This is a genomic window from Idiomarina piscisalsi, from assembly GCF_002211765.1.
In the GTDB taxonomy this organism is placed as follows: domain Bacteria; phylum Pseudomonadota; class Gammaproteobacteria; order Enterobacterales; family Alteromonadaceae; genus Idiomarina; species Idiomarina piscisalsi_A.
The window spans coordinates 2,052,559-2,071,650 of record NZ_CP022133.1; the positions used below are offsets into that span (position 1 = coordinate 2,052,559).

Annotated in this window: 16 protein-coding genes and 1 pseudogene; all 17 read right to left on the reverse strand. The window is 40.3% G+C overall.

The genetic code is table 11. From position 1 onward, the window contains the following. Window positions 1-113: 113 nt before the first annotated feature. Window positions 114-413: a hypothetical protein gene (locus tag CEW91_RS09830; RefSeq protein ID WP_088768787.1), complete on the reverse strand. Its 300-nt coding sequence runs from the start codon at window positions 411-413 to the stop codon at window positions 114-116. A 135-nt stretch (window positions 414-548) separates the two neighbouring features. Beyond that, on the reverse strand, window positions 549-3,290 hold the full coding sequence (locus tag CEW91_RS09835) for an SLBB domain-containing protein (RefSeq protein ID WP_232506957.1): 2,742 nt from the start codon (window positions 3,288-3,290) through the stop codon (window positions 549-551). A gap of 118 nt (window positions 3,291-3,408) precedes the next feature. Further along, window positions 3,409-4,575 carry a nucleotide sugar dehydrogenase gene (locus tag CEW91_RS09840; protein ID WP_088768789.1) on the reverse strand — a complete coding sequence of 389 codons (1,167 nt, stop codon included), beginning with the start codon at window positions 4,573-4,575 and terminating at the stop codon, window positions 3,409-3,411. A 115-nt stretch (window positions 4,576-4,690) separates the two neighbouring features. Next, on the reverse strand, window positions 4,691-6,526 hold the full coding sequence (locus CEW91_RS09845; RefSeq protein ID WP_088768790.1) for an acyltransferase family protein: 1,836 nt from the start codon (window positions 6,524-6,526) through the stop codon (window positions 4,691-4,693). A gap of 27 nt (window positions 6,527-6,553) precedes the next feature. After that, a complete protein-coding gene (locus CEW91_RS09850) occupies window positions 6,554-7,105 on the reverse strand; it encodes a sugar transferase (RefSeq protein ID WP_088768791.1) in 552 nt (183 codons plus the stop codon). A 3-nt stretch (window positions 7,106-7,108) separates the two neighbouring features. Continuing rightward, window positions 7,109-8,062, reverse strand: a complete 954-nt coding sequence (locus CEW91_RS09855; RefSeq protein ID WP_088768792.1) for an NAD-dependent epimerase/dehydratase family protein — start codon at window positions 8,060-8,062, stop codon at window positions 7,109-7,111. Continuing rightward, window positions 8,062-8,808, reverse strand: a complete 747-nt coding sequence (locus tag CEW91_RS09860; RefSeq protein WP_088768793.1) for a glycosyltransferase family 2 protein — start codon at window positions 8,806-8,808, stop codon at window positions 8,062-8,064. The genes CEW91_RS09855 and CEW91_RS09860 overlap by 1 nt, the downstream gene beginning before the upstream one ends. Before the next feature lie 77 nt (window positions 8,809-8,885). Further along, on the reverse strand, window positions 8,886-9,980 hold the full coding sequence (locus tag CEW91_RS09865; protein WP_088768794.1) for a hypothetical protein: 1,095 nt from the start codon (window positions 9,978-9,980) through the stop codon (window positions 8,886-8,888). Further along, window positions 9,977-11,038, reverse strand: a complete 1,062-nt coding sequence (locus CEW91_RS09870) for an EpsG family protein (protein ID WP_088768795.1) — start codon at window positions 11,036-11,038, stop codon at window positions 9,977-9,979. The genes CEW91_RS09865 and CEW91_RS09870 overlap by 4 nt, the downstream gene beginning before the upstream one ends. 49 nt (window positions 11,039-11,087) lie before the next feature. Beyond that, window positions 11,088-12,211: pseudogene (gene wecB / locus CEW91_RS09875) on the reverse strand (non-hydrolyzing UDP-N-acetylglucosamine 2-epimerase). A gap of 12 nt (window positions 12,212-12,223) precedes the next feature. Continuing rightward, complete coding sequence (locus CEW91_RS09880; protein WP_088768796.1) at window positions 12,224-13,339, reverse strand: glycosyltransferase; 1,116 nt, start codon at window positions 13,337-13,339, stop codon at window positions 12,224-12,226. 126 nt (window positions 13,340-13,465) lie between these two features. Then, window positions 13,466-14,506 (reverse strand): glycosyltransferase family 1 protein, encoded by a 1,041-nt coding sequence (locus CEW91_RS09885; RefSeq protein WP_088768797.1) that lies wholly within the window; start codon window positions 14,504-14,506, stop codon window positions 13,466-13,468. Window positions 14,507-14,511: 5 nt separating this feature from the next. Continuing rightward, a complete protein-coding gene (locus CEW91_RS09890) occupies window positions 14,512-15,030 on the reverse strand; it encodes an acyltransferase (protein ID WP_088768798.1) in 519 nt (172 codons plus the stop codon). After that, complete coding sequence (locus CEW91_RS09895; RefSeq protein WP_088768799.1) at window positions 15,014-16,429, reverse strand: lipopolysaccharide biosynthesis protein; 1,416 nt, start codon at window positions 16,427-16,429, stop codon at window positions 15,014-15,016. Before CEW91_RS09895 ends, CEW91_RS09890 begins: the two co-directional genes overlap by 17 nt. After that, the gene (locus CEW91_RS09900; RefSeq protein ID WP_088768800.1) at window positions 16,426-17,385 is read right to left on the reverse strand and encodes an NAD-dependent epimerase/dehydratase family protein; all 960 of its coding nucleotides are present in this window, start codon (window positions 17,383-17,385) and stop codon (window positions 16,426-16,428) included. Before CEW91_RS09900 ends, CEW91_RS09895 begins: the two co-directional genes overlap by 4 nt. Before the next feature lie 26 nt (window positions 17,386-17,411). Next, window positions 17,412-18,491 (reverse strand): DegT/DnrJ/EryC1/StrS family aminotransferase, encoded by a 1,080-nt coding sequence (locus CEW91_RS09905; RefSeq protein WP_088768801.1) that lies wholly within the window; start codon window positions 18,489-18,491, stop codon window positions 17,412-17,414. Window positions 18,492-18,496: 5 nt separating this feature from the next. Continuing rightward, window positions 18,497-19,075, reverse strand: a complete 579-nt coding sequence (gene wbpD, locus CEW91_RS09910; RefSeq protein WP_088768802.1) for a UDP-2-acetamido-3-amino-2,3-dideoxy-D-glucuronate N-acetyltransferase — start codon at window positions 19,073-19,075, stop codon at window positions 18,497-18,499. Window positions 19,076-19,092: the final 17 nt, after the last annotated feature.

Sequence of the window (19,092 nt, forward strand, 5' to 3'; positions counted from 1 at the left end):
GTCTCACAAGTTAAACCGCAGCGCATAAAAAAATACCGCCAAACGGCGGTATTTTATCACAGCTTTTAGACCGTGTTCACTGCGAAGCGCTTCGCAATCAACACATCAACCTATTACTGAGCTGGAATAGTAATAGTGTAAGTGTTAGTACCTGTACCAGTCACTGTCACGATTGGATCTGGGTTTTCACCACCGTTGTCATCATCGTCGTCATCAACCGCTGGGTTTGATGAGCTATCAGAAACAACGGCAACCGTTGCTGCTGCTGCAACGCCAGCAAATACCATTGCTTGAGTTGTCATGCCACCGATGCCGGCACCTGATGCGCCTTCACCAGCAGTACCTTCTTGAGCCATTGCTGGTGCAGTCGCTAAACCTAACGCAGCAATAACTGATAATGCTAAAGTTTTCATAATATTAACCTCACTCCCGAGATATTGATACATGTATCGCTGTAGACTGAAAACGCTCCAGTTAACAGCAACTTTCATAGTATGTTTATACGCTGCTAAATGCAAACTAGATTTTTAAATTTTCAGTAAAATTTGTTAAATACTGTTAATGGCAGCCACTGCCACAGCCGTGTTATACAAAATACTGGTGACCTGAGACCACAACTCTAAATTTTCAGTATAAGTTGTGTCCATTGGCACAATAATAGCGTCGCCCGGCCCTAGCTGAGAACTCTCACTAAAGCTAAACCAGCTGCTACCACCTTCGTATCGTTCAATGGCACCGTTGGCTTTAACAATATAAATGCGATCTTCATCCGCTTTCTCTTTGGTTCCGCCACTGCGATCGATGTACTCTTCCACCGACACATCCGGGTCAAAGCGGTACGACGTTGCCATCTGCACTTCACCCATAATGCTAATGGAATCTTTGCGCGATGGCACATGCAGCGTATCACCGTCTTTTAGCTGAATATCATTAGCGCCATTTGCACTTAACAATTTCGGCAAGTCCATAATTAAGCGCCCCACCGGTTCTGCTGCCAGAAGGTCTGCAAGTAAAGTGCGCATTTCATCATATGACACTCGGCTATCACCAGTCCCCGTCAGCATATTGCCGGCAACCTCGCGCTGCAGTTCTTGCGCCAGAATTTTTTTACGCTCTTTTTCCTGCTCACGTAGCTCTTCGCGCGTAAACACCGCCCCTTTTATAAAAGCATGTTCAGTAAAACCTCCGGCGCGTTCAATAAGCTGAGTCAGCGTTTCACCACGTTTAATAGCGTAAGTTCCCGGGAAACGAACCTCACCACGCAAGGTCACTTCATACGTATTTTGCCATTCAGGAATACTCAGCACATTTAAACGGTCACGTCCTTGCAATGGCACATCCATGGTGCCTTGCAATACGTCGTTTAACGCAACGGTAACGTAATCCGTTTGCGTGGTGTCTTTACTAAACTCAAAGCGAGTAATTTCAGCACGCTGCAAATACGCCGAGTCTTTAATACCACCCGCAGCATCAATTAAGCGACTCACACTGGCGTTTTCTACCAGCGGATACACACCCGGATGGTTCACTTCACCAGACACATATACTAACGGCGTATTACCATTGCGTGTGCGCTGACGCTGTATACGCTGCATTATGGGTTCCAGCATTTTATCCCGTGAATAAAGCGCTAAGTCCTCTTCCGCAACTTCTACATCGTCTTCGTCCGGAGAACCAAACAATTCAGACAACGGCGTTAAGCGCTGTTGTTGTGCTAGCTGCTCTCGCTCTTCCTCTTCTGACGCTTTAGCCTCTTTTACCAAGTCTTTCAAAAACGCCTGACGGTAATCACTTAATAATTCCTGACGCTCTTCAGCTTGACGTTCTTGCTCTGTTAATGTGAAACGAGACAGCTGCTGTTTTTCTTCTGCTTTCGTTTGGTATCGGCTGAAAATAACAATTTGATCGCGCTCTTGTAGCTGTAAGTTCTCACCTTCAACACCAGAAATAGCCTCTGCCACATTAAATTGGTACAAGCTCAAGTCTCTGTTAGCCCCAGTCTCTCGAACGACAAGACCGTAGCCTAAGTCGGCTTGTTCAAGCAAATCCTGACGACTGTCTAATAAAATATCGTTTATGTGAATACCCGGCTTCCACTCGTAATGCCCCGGGCGAGTAACCGCACCGACTAACAACAAACTGTTGTTCAGCGACTCTGATACCTGGCGAAGCGTCAGCACATCACCGCCTTTCAACTTTTTACTCAGCTCTGCGTTAGCAGTTAAATCAACAGTGCTAATAACGCGCTGTCCGCGAACAATACGTTCAAGCTGTGCTGATGCTAAATAGGCATCGTCTTCACTGCCACCGGCAAAACGCAACGCATCTTTTAACGTTTCATCACCTTTTAACTCATATAGGGCTGGACGTTTTACCTGACCTTTAACGGTCACCATATCGCCGCGCGCTGGAATGAAAACAACGTCACCACTTTGCAGTATTCTGTCGTCAGACGCGTCGCCTTTTAACAGCAAGTCGTACAAGTCAAAGTCGGCAATCACTTCGCCCGCACGCATTAATCGAATAGAACGTAGCGACGCTATGTCCGACACACCGCCGGCTACATACAAGGCCTGGCTAATGGTTGACAGCGAGCTTACGGTATAAGAGCCCGGCTTATAGGCTTCACCCGCAAGAAATACTTGAATGGAGCGCAATTCGCCCATAGACACCGCTGCGTTAAAACCAATGAGCCGCTGTTTGACTTGGTTTTGAATAAGCTCTTGCATTAAGGTGTAGCTTAAACCAGCAACCGTCAGCTCACCGAGGTCAGGAATAACCACTTTACCTTCTCGGTCAATAATTAAGTCATAGGTGCGGTTTTCTTTACCAAAAAGCTGAATTTTAATAGTATCGCCAACGCCCATAATGTAGCTGGAAGGTACCGGTGCATAAGAGGTAGGAGCGAAGGTTTTTGGCTCGCCGGAAAACAAGTCATAGCCAAAGGCTTTTAACTCATCGTCGTCGCGAGTGAACTGAGCTTCTAAGTCTTCCGGAATGATCGGATCGCCGTTTTTATCAAATCGAGTACCGCGCGGGAAAACAATATCTTCTTTTTTCTGATTATTATTACTGGAAGTTGGAGTGGAGCTATCCAAACTATCGAGCATACTGGGGTCAATGCCAAATTGTCTGGCAAGGGCTTCCTGCTGAGCACGAGGAAGTTTCTTTAATTGCTCAATTTGAGCCTGACTCGGCATAGACTGCGCATGTACTGTAACTGAATTACCTATAGCTACAACAACAGCGAGCAATATCATACTCGACAAGATAGACTTCCAAGAAATCAAAGCGCTTCCCCTTTCTCTTCTCATGCTTATTTTGCATTTAAATAATCGCAGCATTTTATAAGCTAACCTCTAAAAAAGCTACGGTAGCGTTTGTAGTATATGAATCGCTACTGATTTACTAGTCACTTCCAAATAAGTCTCTCGTATACACTTTATCAACGACATCCTGAAGTTCTGGTGTCATCCGATTTGAAACAATCACATCCGCTTCCGCTTTAAATGCATCAAAGTCACTGACGACACGAGAGTTGTAGAACTTCTCTTCAGCTAACACTGGCTCGTAAACAATCACTTCAATACCTTTCGCCTTAATACGTTTCATCACGCCTTGTATGGCAGACGCGCGAAAATTATCCGACCCTTGCTTCATCACTAGACGATAAATGCCAACGACCTTGGGTTTGCGTGCAAGAATACTGTCGGCGATAAAGTCTTTACGAGTGCGGTTGGCATCAACCACCGCTCGCATCATATTTTGCGGCACGTCTTGGTAATTGGCTAGCAGTTGCTTGGTGTCTTTTGGTAAGCAATAACCACCATAACCGAAGCTGGGATTGTTATAGTGGTCACCTATGCGGGGATCTAACCCTACCCCTTCAATAATTTGCCGTGTGCTTAAACCATGAACTTCAGCGTAGGTATCCAGTTCATTAAAGTAGGCAACACGCATAGCTAGATAGGTATTCGCGAAAAGTTTAATAGCTTCCGCTTCTGTGCTATCAGTAAAAAGCGTTGGTACGTCCTTTTTAATAGCCCCCTGCTTTAAGAGATCAGCGAATATTTCAGCACGTTTTGAGCGTTCGCCAACAATAATGCGGGAAGGGTGCAAATTGTCATAAAGCGCTTTGCCTTCACGTAAAAACTCTGGTGAAAAAATGATGTTTTCAGTACCCATTTTTTCTTTCAGCATGTCTGTATAGCCCACCGGTATCGTCGATTTAATAATCATAACGGCGTCAGGATTAATTTGGTTAACCTGCGCAATGACCGCTTCCACGCTACTGGTGTTGAAGTAATTAGTTTCTGGATCATAATCGGTAGGGGTGGCAATAATCACATAATCAGCATTGGTGTAAGCGTCTTTGGCGCTCATGGTGGCTTGTAGATTCAAGCTCCTCTCACGCAAAAACTCTATGATCTCCTTATCTTCGATCGGCGAGCAGTTGTTGTTAATAAGGTCAACTTTACTTTTTACAATATCGACCGCCCAAACCTCACTATATTGCGCCAAAAGGATCGCATTCGATAAGCCAACATACCCGGTACCTGCCACTGCTATTTTCATTAATAATTACCCATTTCAAATTTGCGGGCTATGCTTATTGAGTTTGCGCTTTGCTTATAGTCTCAAACTCTTTTGCAAGTGCCACTCATATCGCTCTATTACTCAAGTGAGTATTTCATTCATTATCCGCGTCAAGCCCGAAGGAGGTTACTTTTTTCCTTATTAACGGGTATAAGGTCGAACTTCCAGTCTCGGTCAGATGATGATTATCAAAATATAGTGGCTTTCCATTATCTAGTTTGTACATACAATTTTCTTTACATAGTAACGCGCTGGTTTTGATACGTGAAAAGGAAAACGATTCAGATAACTGCTCAAGAGCTAAAAATATCTGCTCGTTTTCTTCATAGTATTGGTCAATAGTTTTAACCAACTCAGCATTTTGGTTTTTTGCCTGGTAATACATCGCTTTTGGAATATCTCTTCTCCATACAGGAACTGGTTCAACATACACCACGTCAATTCCATTATCTTTGGATAACCTCAGTAAAGCTCTCAACATTTCTTTATCAAATGCCATCGCCGACTGGTGAATGTAAATAATTGAAACACCTTTCTTTACCGCTTCATTAACTATTTTTTGGGGAGAAGGACCATCGACGTTCATTGTTGAGTTCGATACAAAAAACCACAAGTGATAGCCATTAAGTAAAGCTGCCTTTCTAAATGACTCTTTAATCGAGTTAGCATGAGAATTACCGGCTAGCATTATAGAACCTGCAATCTCACTCTCGGGCAGACCTGTTAGCTCGCAGCTCATAGCCGATGGGTTTAAAAGCCGAAACACTCTTCCACATCGAAACTCGGCTCTATCACCACTAGCCGAGAAAATTAAGCGTTCTTGAGTCGAAAGACTTTTTTCCTGTAAAAAGTTTAAAACCAAAACCAAGAAAAAAATAGCTAAGGCGGACATCAGCGTTGCTTTTTTCCAGTGCTCAGTTAATACATTCGGCAATTTTTTTCGTTCAGCGAAGTTGTATAGCAGATAAGAAAACAGGCCTATAAAGAAAGTCAGAAAAATAAGATCTACCCAGGAGTCCACACCATAATAAGTGCCTTCAAAAGGGGCGCTGTTATAAATAACAATGATAGGGAAGTGCGTTAAATATATTGCATAAGAATATTTGCCCAAAACTTCCAGTATCTTCCCAAAAAACGAGGTTTCAAAAACTTCCGGTAGGCCAAAAATAAGCGTTAATGCGACCGAACATGATATAATCAAAGCTATGAGCCCTGGATGACCGTTTATTGCCGAGAAACTTTCTCCTTCTAGCGGAGCCAATGGGGTAAGAAACAAAAGGAGAACCCCTATTCCTCCAAGCCAGCTAAACTTTTTACTACGTACATTGCCTCCATTAGTAAAATACATAGCAATTCCGTACCCGATGAGAAACTGCCAGATTCTAAAAGGGGTGATAAAAAAAGCCGTTTTAGGGGAAACTGATACTGCCCAAAAGCAGAGAGCTAAAGAGCTAAGCAAGAAAAAAGGCAGTAACCATTTACTTTTTCTAATAAAAAAACTAATAAAAGGAACAAGTAGATAGAATTGAATTTCAACACCTAAAGACCATAGGTGAAGAAGTGGTTTGAATGCACTCTGGTTAAAGTATGAATTTTCTAACCAGAAACCAATGTTCGATGCAAAGAAGCTAGCCCATACAGCTTGTTCAACAACCTGTGTAGTTTCACTTCTAGTAGTTAAGAGAAATGAAAATATAACCGTAGCAGCTATAGCCACATAATAAGACGGAAGGAGCCTGATAGCTCTTCGTCGAAAAAACTTAGTGTTGTCAGAAGGGCTGTACAAAACTGCCATCAAAAAACCACTAATGACAAAAAAAACATCAACACCCAACAACCCACTTTTAAATAAATCAAAACCAAGATGGAAAAGCACAACAAGCAGTACTGAAATTCCTCTTAGAATCTGTATGTCAGATCTAAACTTCATCTAGTTCTATCCCTGATAATAACTGTCTTATTTGATAATTCGATCACCCGAACCACCGCCGCAAACAGTCTTAAAAATATACCGAAAATAATTTACCAAACTCATTGTCTTCATCATCTCCGCATCTACTTGAGCAAGTTTTTCAGGAGTTGACATATCAATATCGTTGAGCTGGGCTAAGCCGGTAATCCCAGGGCGAACATCATAAACACCTCTTTTCTCACGCTCTAGTGTAAGCTGCTCCTGATTAAACAAGCCCGGACGCGGACCAACCAGGCTCATCTCTCCTTTAAGCACATTCCATAACTGAGGCAGTTCGTCCAATTTCGTTCTACGCAAAAAGCGACCAAACTTTGTAATTGATGAGTAGCTTGCTAAGTGACTTGCTACCGATGCGGTGTCTTTACTCATCGTACGAAACTTTATAAGTACAAAAGGTTTTTTATAACGTCCTACCCGTTGCTGTCGAAAAATTGGCGAGCCAGTATCGAATAGCCCGACTACGTACAATGCTAACAAGACAGGCAACCCAATTATTAAACCTAATAGTGAAAACACCAAATCTAGCGTTCGAATCATTACCTATTCCTTTTCTTGGCTGACAACAGAGAATCGAGCGGCTTCTCTTAATGTTTCCCTTGAAGTCACAGCTGGCTGCCAACCATGCGACTTTGCTTTTGTGTTATCGATAACTAAGTCTTCACATAACTGTTCATAAAACTGGGGTTTACCCAATAATGATGACAATACTTTGAGTACTGTAGCAGGCACCGGAACCATAATTGGTGATCGACCAAGGGAGCTCTTTAGCTCTTTAGCTATATCCTTAGTCGATACCACATCATCGTCAGCTAAAGTAAATACACCAGATACGACGGGCGTCTCTGCAGCATAACGAATGAAGTCGATCAAATTATCGATAGACAAAACTGTGCGTTTATTCTTGATCATGCCAAACGGCAGCGGGACTGGTAACCTACAGAGCTTAACTAATTTACCAAAATTTCCAGGAGCGTTGCTTCCGACAATCAACGGAGGCCGGATAATTACCAGTTCATTGCTCCGGCCACCGCCATCAAAGAGTTCAACTAAGCTTTTTTCAGCTTCCAATTTTGAACGAGAGTAGTAGTCGTAAGGAGAGAAAGAAGAAAGTTCGGATACAGACTTCTCAGAGATCCGCCCATGAACGCCTATAGTACTGAGAAAAATAAACTTATTCGCACCAATATCCAAAGAAAACTTGGCAAGTTCCTCAGTTAAGACAACGTTCGCGGCTCGAAAGTCTTCGTAATCTGCATTTGGCATTTTTCCATGAGCCAACCCAGCGCAATGGACTATTGAATCAACTTTATAGCCTAGTTCACCGATCAGAGCCTGCAACGACTCTGAGGAAAGACGTTCAGGCATAGGGACTTCGAAAGCCTCCAGATCGGTACTACTGTGCCTAACCAAACTAATAAACTCACTGTCCGATTTTTGGAGAGATTTAATCAACTGCCTTCCAACAAACCCTCGGCCGCCAGTAATTAAAATCATTAAGAACGTCCCCGCTTTATGCGAATTAGAGTATTTGCCAGCAAATAATATAAAGACGCGGGAACGCTGAAGCCCTCGCAGTCTCGAAAAACCGAATAGTTGTATTTCAACAAGGAAATTTTATTACTTGAGATCGAGTCATTACGAACAGTGTACGATGCGAGTACTTCGTTCAGTCCATAAACAGAGCCGACTTCTCGGAGTATTTTAAGCCACATAGCATAGTCTTGTCGCTTACGAATATCAGGCATCGCAATCCGACCAACCTGTTTAGTATCAAACATAGCAGTTAAGCAGCCTACCTGGTTTGAGTAAAGCATGTCTTTGTAGGTTAAATACTCTGGTGGAATATATTCTGACAACATTGCATCGGTAGTTAAATCGACGCGTTTAAAGCCTGTATGTGAAAAAGCAATATCTCGCTCTTCCATAAATTCTACTTGTTTCTCTAGTTTTCGCGGTTCCCACCGATCATCGCTATCCAGAAAGGCAATGTATCTGCCGGAAGAAGCCTTAATCCCTTCATTTCGAGCAACTGCTGCCCCGCCATTTGAATTCAGTGAAATGACTTTTATACGGTGTTCATCCACCGCAAGGGACCTCACCACTTCAACGGAGTTGTCACTCGAACAGTCATCGACTACAAGTAACTCCCAATCGTCATATGTCTGTTCACACACGGATCGGATTGCATTTTCAATAAACGGGCCGCTGTTAAACATAGGCATAATTACGGAAACAGACATATCACTCTCTTATCGTATCTTTATGACCACTTAATATGGGACAAATGAATGAACTTTTAACTGCTGTTGGCTATTGTTCAGAGTCTTCTTATTTGGTCCATTAGCTCTTCGGACCGATCTTCCCAGAATTCAATTTCTTGATATCGCCTAAAAGTGAATCCACCAGACTCTGCCAAAACAAGCTTTCCCTTTATATCTTCAACATCGAACTCATCTACTAAGATAACGTTTCCGGGAAAGTTAACCTTCAAGTCATCTGCCATTCGAGTTCGTGATGATATAATTGGAATTCTATCAAACATTGAGCATTCGAAATATTTATTAGATATTGCGTAAACGGCATTCAAATTGTTTGTGGGGTAAGCAGCCCAAATAAAATCTGAAACCTTGTAGATGTAAGGAAGCTCACACTGGTTGTACCTTCCCCAAAAAGAGACTTTACCACGGAGCTCCTTTTGCTCAACCAGCTCCTTAGCGAAGTCCAAACTTGGTCCATCACCGAAGACAAATAACTGCATATCCAATTCACCGAAAGACTCTATAAGCCGCTTAAGGACAGATGGATAACGCACCACCCCTACCCAGGAAACAACTGTTTTTCCAGCACCTTTCATGCTTTCTGCGTGCTCATACCATTCCGGTTTACCGTAATTATTCTGAAGTAAAAGTTTCGAAGGGTAGTTCTCAAAAACAATGTTATAAAGCCTTTTATCATAACATTCTGGAAAATACCGAGATGCAAAGATAGTTAAATCAGTAAACCTCAAACAAAAGGACTCTAAGCACCGAAGAATCTTTAAGGTGTATGAGTTACTGGCTGCAGGCATATCCAAGCAGTCATAAATTAACTTTACTTTAGGGCTAAGAATCTTCATTAAACACCCCAAGAAAAGGGAGTCCCAGTGACTTAAAAATAACATGTCGGGTTTAAACTTTAAGAAGACCTTTAACCCGAAAAAGGTGAACAAAGGAAAAAGAATTAACTTTTTCAACCGATTCCCTACCTCAGAGCGCATTTTAAATAGCGTATACCCTTTTGGACTTGATCTTTCTGTACCTTTCCGGTCCCAAGCTAAAACGTTAACATCATATTCTTTAGCCAAAGAAGAACGAAATTTACTCGTCCTGCTATTAATTGGGTATGAAGTATCAACAATAAGTACTTTTTTCATATACCACCAAAAAATAGAATGTATGGCTGTGCAACGACCGCAATTATTAAACCCAAGGCTAGATACATGCCCGGGAAAGCTAAATAAGCTAATTTTTGAGTTCTAACCAAGTGTGTCAAAAAGTATTTAGAAACAATCGGCACAACTAACACCCCGATTATTAAAAATATATAGCTTAATCTCCAAGCCAATATCGTAACATCCATAAACGCTACTAATACCATTGAACCTATAACAAACAACTTAAATAAATATGTATGAAATGGGTTAGTGATTTTGTTATTAAGTAACATTATGGCCGCGACCATAAAAACAGAAATGAGTACACGAGGGTCGTAAACCCTCATTGGATATCCGTAATGTTCAGAATTAACGTAGCTTAAGAATTTAACAGCAATGACATCTAATCCTATTAGACTTAAAACAGAGGCAAAAATAACTGAAAAACCAATTAGAAATGATAGAAACAAAATGACGAAATAAGTGCTAGCTAGAACCGATAGCCTTAGGCGAGTCAAGAAGGTGCAAACAAGTAGAATTAAAGAGGTATGAAAAGAAACTGCAAGTATAAAACAGAGTATCGATAGCAGTCTATACTTGTGGTAATAACAAATGAAAAATAGAACCCCGAAACCAACAGCTACTGAAATTCGTGATGACTGCATATTCATTGACATGATATATGGAAACCAAACAACAATTGACAGCAACTTATATGGTGAGTATTTCTTTATTACTAAAGCGACCGGAATAAAAGAGGCGAGAGCCATAAACACGATTATGAACTGTCCGCCGAAATTAAATGTGTTACCAAGGAAAGATACGACACGAAACCCTATTTCTACATGAGTAGTTGGATTTAATACGTCATACCAATCAAGTATATCTGAATAAATTCTAATATATGCGTCATAATCGGCTAAACCCGTGCCATTTCCTCTTAAAGCTGTAATGAGCAAGACGAACAGCGAAAATAGATAAAATATAGGAGTTGAAGCTCTATCTCTATCGCACAGATGAAGAAAGAATGCGCTGGTAACCAAAAGCACATAAAACATTAGTTTAGTCTCTTATGAGCTAAGTTTTGAGCCGCAACGCTCTGGCTCCTTACCATTGTTCTTTTTTAAGAATATCAATAATTCGATCTACAGCCATTCCATCACCGTAAGGGTTATGTGCCTTCGCCATCTCCTCATACTCCGAAGTATTACTTAATAAAAGACTTACCTGCTCAATAATTTTTTCGACATTAGTACCAACCAGTTTAACCGTTCCAGCATCTACTGCTTCCGGTCTCTCAGTCGTATCTCGCATTACCAGCACAGGTTTACCTAGAGAAGGAGCTTCCTCTTGCACCCCCCTGAGTCAGTCAATATTAAATAACTAGCATTCATCAGGTAAACAAAGGGCAAATAATCCTGAGGGGGAATTAAAAAGACATTATTCAAATCACCCAACAAGTTTTTAACTGGAATTTCAACATTGGGGTTGAGGTGAACGGGGTATACTATTTGAACTTCTGGATAAGCATTTGCAATATCTTTTAGAGCTGCACAAATTCGCTCAAAGCCATGACCAAAACTTTCACGACGATGGCCTGTAACCAAAATCATTTTCTTAGTCGGGTCAACAAAACTAAAGTCATGTGCAAAAGCCAGTTTCGCTTTTTCATCATTCAAGACTCTATTCTTTATCGAGAAAAGCGCATCAATCACCGTGTTTCCGGTAACAAAAACTTTAGAATCTCTAACGCCTTCAGCCAAAAGGTTCTGCCTAGCGCCCTCCGTAGGAGCAAAGTGAAGCTCTGTAACGACACTCGTTAGCTTCCTATTAGCCTCTTCCGGCCATGGAGAATAAAGGTTTCCAGTTCTCAGTCCAGCTTCAATATGCCCCACCTTTACCCGTTCATAAAACGCAGCCAAACTAGCGGTAAAACAAGTAGTAGTATCGCCATGCACCAATACTAAGTCAGGCTTGAAATCTTTAAGAGCGTCTCTAAGTCCAACTAAGATTTTTGCGGTGACGTCATATAAATCCTGGCCGCTTCGCATAATATTTAAATCATACTCAGGAGTTATATCGAACAAGGTAAGCACCTGATCTAGCATTTCTCTATGTTGTGCAGTTACTGCAACCTTTACCTCGAAAGCTTTATCTTTAGCCATTGCAGAAACTAGTGGACCCATTTTAATGGCTTCCGGTCGAGTACCAAAAACAAACAAAATTCTCATAAAACAACCCAGTTAATATAAATGACTACTTAATTTTCTCAGCCACACTTGCATAGAAAAGTTCTTATATATTGTGTCATACGCTGATTTAGACATATTGATGTATTCGTCATTAGACAAGGAAAGTGCGCGCTTAAATGCTTTGGATAAATCGTAGTCAAATGCAACGAAGCCATTAACTCCATCTTCTACAAGTAACTCGTAACCATTACCGGGATAAACTATCGGCACCAACCCGAGAGACATTGATTCTAGTAGAGCATAATTTGCGAGTATTACATCTGAAGGGAATACAAAGAACTTGTATTCTTTCATAACTTGGTTCACATCGTTAACAAAACCTCTGACCTCGACGAAATTTTCAAGTTTTAGATAATGAAAATGTGAGAGAGCTCTTTCAGAATAAGGAACACCGCGAGGAGCATACACCTCATTCGAAATAGAGTTAAAACCGTATATTGCAGCTTTAAATTGAATACCTTCGGTACGAAGGTTTGCCAGAGCATCGAGCAACGAAATTACATTACGTCTTTCTACTACTGCATTTGCATACAAGAAATCTCGCTTTGCGCCAGCTATTGAACTATAACTATATGCTGGAACCGGGACACAATTATGTATTTGAACAACCTTACTCAACGCCTTTGGAAGATGGCTTCTAATACACTCTACATGATGCAGTTCTTTAGCAAAGATTACGTTGCTGTACCTTAAACAAATCCAAGTTAAGAATTTCTTGAGTTTTGAATAGGTACGTACAAAAAAGGAACTCGAGTTAGCATTTTGTGTATCCCCAACTAACTCGCCCCCTATGATCCAAAAACGAACATTAATACCGAAAGCTCGAGCAATAAGGACATATAACACAGAAAGAATACTGTAGTTGTAGCAATCGATATTACTTGGTTTGAAACGAAGTACTTCAACGATAAACTGCTTAATTCTTAGAAAATTGTTGTTACTAGAATAACTTAGCAAGCTATTGTCCTCAAAGCTATCCTGTTCGTGAGTATTTTTCCGTTTATTAAGTAAAACTTTTACCTTGCAACCAAGTTTTCTATAAGCTGAAACAGCATATTCGTATTTTTTTGGAAAAAAAGGCAATCCAACTATCAGTACTCTCTTCATTTTGACTATATACTGCTCTACATTTTATATATTAAAAATATGGTTACTGTGAATCATACCTAATAAATGAAACAATTAAGTATATATAAATCCACGCTATACTGGTTTAATTAACCATAAAAGTAGTTACAAATTCATTCTATACCTAAACAAGACCTTTTCTATGAGTTTATCTGGGTCGTGATGTGTATTTACATAGTCTAGAGATGCATCAACAAGATAATTATATTTCAACGGACTATCTAAGACCTCCGCAATTCTTTCATAGATATTTGTCGGGTTTACTCGCAAAAATGCTTCGTCTATGTCCCTTTTCATGTCATCTGAAATATAAATCAAATCCGCCTCATTTATATAAACAGCAACAGGAACGCCCATTCGCATAGCCTCGACAGCCACCCCACCATACCAACCTAACCTAACTTGGTCTATCAACAGATCCGCGTTTCTATACGCCTCTTTTGCCTGAGAATGGGTCATGTTTTCTATCAGCCTGAATTCAATATCGAACTCATCTTTTAGTTTGCTAATGGCTTCGATTATGTACCTGCTCCCCTTTACCTCTCTATTAGTTGGCGCGTGAACTATAGTAAATTTTCTATTTCTTTTTGTCTTCTTCTGCCCATCAGAATCGAACCAACTTTCTTTGATGTAAGGTATAAATTCAGCGCGTCCCTCCGGAAGAAAACGTAGAAGATCCGGGTTCTGCACAAAAGCGAATTCAATATTATTAAAAAGCTTATTTATTCGCTCTTGCCTTTTCAGATAGGAAGTCCTATCTTCGACATCTTTAAGGTAAGGGCTGAAAGGGTTTATTGATTTATCGACTGGTTGCCTTATATCACTGCCGTTGAAGGTCGCGAACTTGTGACCTCGATAAAATGGTAGGTCTAAATAATCTAGCCCATACGATGGAAAATCCAAAAGAGTCTGCCCGAAATTAAAATGGTATATATCAAATTTAGATGAAACTTGATAAAACGTTTTAATTCTCTTTAAAACATTTTTCAGTCTACTTTTAGGAAGTACTACCAATTCATCCGCTTTCATCCCTAACGGGTTTTTATCTATAACCAATGAATGACTATCATGACCAGCCCGCCGTTCCGCGCAAGCCAAACTATATCCATGATTACCAACTGACGTTGGTAAGTGCAAAATTTTCATTGGAGTTAAAGTCTCTCTTTTATTAACTTAGCGGGAATACCCGCAATAACAGTATTTTCGTTAAAACTACGTGTTACTAATGAATGAGCTCCCACAACACATCCATCACCTATAGTTACACCAGATAAAATAGATGCTTTCATTCCTATCCAGACATTATTACCAATCTTAACAGGTGATTTAATCAGTTTATTATTCCTTATTATCTCATCCGAGTCATACTTATGAGTTGAGGTTAATATAGAAACACCGTGAGCTATAGAAACATTGCTGCCTATCTCTAGTTGACCGTATGCAGACAAAAAGCAATTATGTTGAAGCGATACATTATTTCCGATTATCAACTTATCTGGATACTCAATTAATACTCCAGACTTGATCTTTACGTTACTTCCAACTATTGCCCCAAGAAACCTAATCAAATTAGGTCTTAAAGTTTGCATATAATCATAGTCCCAGTTTCGAGTAGCTAAATATAGAACCCGAACAATCCTTACCATTATTTTCTTAGTTGCTTTTCTCATTTTTAAATACGCTATATAAAATAGGGGATATGGCAGAAAAATAAATTAAGACTACGATTAAATCCTTAATAAAGCTCGTATGATATAGAAAGTTGCTGACCATTATAGAATAACAAATGATAAATATAAGCGACACGAGAAGTATCTTAGATAGAGAGTAAGGAATCGGGTATTTCTTTCTTGATATAAAGTAAATCCAGAACGTTACTATAAGATAGGAGATAAGCGTAGAGTATGCCGCACCTATAACACCGAATGAAGTTATAAAGAAAGGGCTAAGAACTATGTTAATCCCTAATGATACAATCGATCCATAAAAGAAAAAGTGATTATTCTTCGTAATATTGAGTCCTATTCCTAGTTGAGAAAAAAAACTGTGTATAACTAACCCCAGTGCTATTGGAGTAATCACCGTAATTGAGTTAGAGTAACTATCTTGGTTTCTTGTAAGAACTCCCAGAAGCCAGTCATCAACAGTCGCTAATCCTAAGACTGAACCGAGCATTATAGATAGGTAGATAAGGAAAATTCTTGCATATATTCCTTTCGCTTCTTTTCGTTCTTTGATGGACATTGCAAATGGTCCAAAAGACATTGAGAACGCTGCGATAAGCAGAATAACTGCACCACCAACTTTTGCGCCAACGGAGTAGACGCCAACATCCGAGATGTCTAAAAAGTAATTTACGAAGAATTTATCTAAAACGGTCATCACAGCAGATGTTGCTGCGAACGGTAAAAGCGGCAGGCTATAGCTAATTAACTGTTTCGCTCTATTCAGGTCTGGAAAGGAAATAAGAGACGCACGAATCAGGTAAATAGAAAGCAAAAACGCAACAACGTAACTGATAGACTTTGCTATAAAGAAGCTTTCCACACTTTGTTCTTTTTTAAGAACAAAAAATAAGAGAACCAGAAAAAGAGCGGAGTTTACAATAATAATTACATTATATTGCTTCACCAATCTTTTTATTCTTAGGACTTTATTTGACATATTAAAAAACGCCTGAGCCACTAAAGAAACTATTAACATATAAAAAAAGCTCGTAGTCTCACTTTTAAAATAGAGACTTTCTAGAGGTTTTTTCAGATAAATGAGAAGTATGCTTATCAGTGCAGCCGCTATAATAATAATTAAGAAAGAGCTAGTAATATAACTACTTTTCCCTATTGTACTTTTTTCATCCCAATAAAAAAAAGTTAAACCAGTATCAACACCTAATAGAATAAAAAGCAATAATACGGTTGATAGAGCTAGACCAAGCTCTACCATGCCAACTTGCTCCACAGTTAAATAAGAGGTCAACAAGGGTAGCATCACTATCGTTAGTGACTTTGTTACAGCCACCCCTGCACCATATAATAAAATATCGCCACTGAATCGTTTCAGGAGGCTCATTTAATACTCTCTATAACCTCATCTAACGTAGCGTTCAGCGTGCCCCAAAGGTCTTTAGTAAAACTAAGCCCTAAGTCATTCACAATCTTATCATTACTTACATTAAAATATTTAATATCACCTAACAGAGGTTCATTGTGAATAATTTCTACGTCTGCCCCCATCATCTCGCGTATATTTTCAGCAAGGCTATTGATAGTAACTTGAATACTTGACGCTACATTATAGACCTCTCCTACACTTCTCTCGCTTAGGGCAGCTGAAATATTTGCATCCACCAGGTCTTTGACCCACGTAAATGTCCTCATCTGCTCTCCATCACCGTTAACGTATAATGGTTTATTCTCCATAATATTCTTTATAAAAATGGAAACTACGCCACCAAATTCATTTGACTCTTGACGAGAGCCGTATACATGGAAGTATCGCAAGATAGTAGTCTTCATGCCATATAGCTGATTAAATGTATCGACGTAACGCTCACCAGCTAGCTTAGAAACTCCATAGTAAGATACAGGCCTTAGTGGATGCTCTTCAGTGGTTGGAAATATCTTCGGCTCTCCGTATACAGAACCAGTGGAAGCATGTATAAAGCGCTCTACATTATGCTTCTTTGCAAGCTCGAGCATGTTTAGAGTTCCACCGCCGTTAACGAAAAGATCTTTCTGAGGATCGACTAAGCAAACATTCTTTTTCGACGCTGCATTGTTAAATACCGCATAGCAGCCTTCGAAAAGAGTATCCATCCCTTCTGTATCGTTAATCGACTTTTTAACCAGTGTAAAGTTTTTGTGTTTATTTAGAAAAGCGACATTCTTTTCTTTGCCCGCCGAGAGATCATCTAAAGCAATTACCTCAGCGCCTAAACTAACTAAACGCTCGCATATATGAGAGCCAACAAATCCAGCCCCTCCTGTCACAATACATTTTTTATTTTTAAATACATCTAAAGTCATAACATATCCAGTTAACAGTTATAAAATTATTCTACCAATGCAGTGCAAACCTTAATTAAATCAGACTCAGAGAAATAGGGATGCATTGGTAAACTTAAAACTTTCTGCGACGTTTCGTCTCCAACAATCAATTTCGTAGTGCTATCGATCACTGCGGGCTGCTTATTAAGTGGTATTGGGTAATGAACTGCTGTTGGAATACCGGCCGTTTGTAGCTTATCCTGCAATAATTCACGCTCATCAACTTGAATCGTAAACTGCGCCCAAGCCGACACATTCCCTTCTTGAATAAATGGTGTAGTGTCAATACCGTGGCTATTTAATAATTCGGTGTAGTGACTTGCCACTTCGTTTCGCAACCTAACTTCATCATCAAGGATATCCAGTTTCGGTAACAAAATAGCCGCTTGAAGAGTATCCAAGCGACTGTTTACCCCGACTCTGACATGATGATAGCGCCGATCTTGCCCATGACGTGCTATCTGGCGCATAATCGTTGCTAAGTCGTCATCATTAGTAAAAATAGCTCCACCATCACCATAGCAACCTAAAGGTTTACTCGGGAAAAAGCTAGTACAAGCTATTGTACTTAAGTTACAAGATTTTCTGCCTTTATAAGTTGCGCCAAAGCTTTGTGCACCATCTTCAATAACCGGAATATTATACTTCTTTGCTATTTCGTTAATGCGAGCAAAGTCTGCAGGTTGCCCATATAGAGATACAGGAATAATCGCTTTAGTTTTTTCAGTAATAGCAGCTTCGATGAGCTCTGGGTCAATATTGTAAGTTTTAGGGTCAATATCAACATAAACCGGCTTTGCGCCTAATAAGGCCACTGTTTCTGCCGTTGCAATATAAGTAAAACCTGGCGTAATAACTTCGTCGCCGGGTCCTATGCCCAAAGCCATTTGCGCAATTTGAAGAGCATCGGTACCGTTTGCAACGGTAATACAATATTTTGCACCGGTATAATCCGCTAACTTTTCTTCGAGCTCTTGTACTTCAGGACCCAAAATGTACTTACCATGTTCTAAGACACGTGCAATACCTGCATCAATTTTGTCTTTAATTCTTGCCTGTTGAGCGGCTAAATCAATAAACTGCATTCTCGTTAACCTTCTTTACTGACGGTTTGCCCATTTAATATATAGGTAGCGCCGGTATGAGAACAGAGAGCTTTCGCCTCGCCGGTCAATGGCAAACTTAATTGTTCCCCATGTTCACTCATCCAGCCTATTTGTTTGGCTGGTACCCCAACCATAAGTGCGTAAGCAGGTACATCTTTGTTCACAACGGCTCCAGCGCCAATAAAAGCGTACTCACCGATAGTAATACCGCAGACAATAGTGCAGTTAGCCCCTAAAGAAGCTCCTTTTTTAACTAGAGTGTCCTTATATTCGTCTTTGCGCTCTATCAGCGAACGAGGGTTATACACATTGGTGAAAACCATACTGGGCCCACAAAATACGCCTTCTTCTAGATACACATTGTCGTAGACCGAAACATTGTTTTGTATTTTACAGTTATCTCCAATTTTCACTCGGTTACCGACGAAAACGTTTTGTCCTAATGAAACGCCTTTGCCGATTTGGGCTTCACCGCAAACATGCACGAAGTGCCAAACACGGCTACCTTCGCCAATTTGAGCTCCCTCATCTACAATTGCTGATTCATGTTGGTAATAACTCATAGTATGCACCTGATCGC

What these genes read in the sequence shown, in the direction of transcription:
- CEW91_RS09855 (WP_088768792.1), bottom strand. Translation starts at nt 8,062, where the DNA reads ATGATTTTAATTACTGGCGGCCGAGGGTTTGTTGGAAGGCAGTTGATT.
- wbpD (WP_088768802.1), bottom strand. Translation starts at nt 19,075, where the DNA reads ATGAGTTATTACCAACATGAATCAGCAATTGTAGATGAGGGAGCTCAA.
- CEW91_RS09830 (WP_088768787.1), bottom strand. Translation starts at nt 413, where the DNA reads ATGAAAACTTTAGCATTATCAGTTATTGCTGCGTTAGGTTTAGCGACT.
- CEW91_RS09870 (WP_088768795.1), bottom strand. Translation starts at nt 11,038, where the DNA reads ATGTTTTATGTGCTTTTGGTTACCAGCGCATTCTTTCTTCATCTGTGC.
- CEW91_RS09895 (WP_088768799.1), bottom strand. Translation starts at nt 16,429, where the DNA reads ATGAGCCTCCTGAAACGATTCAGTGGCGATATTTTATTATATGGTGCA.
- CEW91_RS09840 (WP_088768789.1), bottom strand. Translation starts at nt 4,575, where the DNA reads ATGAAAATAGCAGTGGCAGGTACCGGGTATGTTGGCTTATCGAATGCG.
- CEW91_RS09880 (WP_088768796.1), bottom strand. Translation starts at nt 13,339, where the DNA reads ATGAAGAGAGTACTGATAGTTGGATTGCCTTTTTTTCCAAAAAAATAC.
- CEW91_RS09905 (WP_088768801.1), bottom strand. Translation starts at nt 18,491, where the DNA reads ATGCAGTTTATTGATTTAGCCGCTCAACAGGCAAGAATTAAAGACAAA.
- CEW91_RS09860 (WP_088768793.1), bottom strand. Translation starts at nt 8,808, where the DNA reads ATGTCTGTTTCCGTAATTATGCCTATGTTTAACAGCGGCCCGTTTATT.
- CEW91_RS09865 (WP_088768794.1), bottom strand. Translation starts at nt 9,980, where the DNA reads ATGAAAAAAGTACTTATTGTTGATACTTCATACCCAATTAATAGCAGG.
- CEW91_RS09885 (WP_088768797.1), bottom strand. Translation starts at nt 14,506, where the DNA reads ATGAAAATTTTGCACTTACCAACGTCAGTTGGTAATCATGGATATAGT.
- CEW91_RS09890 (WP_088768798.1), bottom strand. Translation starts at nt 15,030, where the DNA reads ATGAGAAAAGCAACTAAGAAAATAATGGTAAGGATTGTTCGGGTTCTA.
- CEW91_RS09845 (WP_088768790.1), bottom strand. Translation starts at nt 6,526, where the DNA reads ATGAAGTTTAGATCTGACATACAGATTCTAAGAGGAATTTCAGTACTG.
- CEW91_RS09900 (WP_088768800.1), bottom strand. Translation starts at nt 17,385, where the DNA reads ATGACTTTAGATGTATTTAAAAATAAAAAATGTATTGTGACAGGAGGG.
- CEW91_RS09850 (WP_088768791.1), bottom strand. Translation starts at nt 7,105, where the DNA reads ATGATTCGAACGCTAGATTTGGTGTTTTCACTATTAGGTTTAATAATT.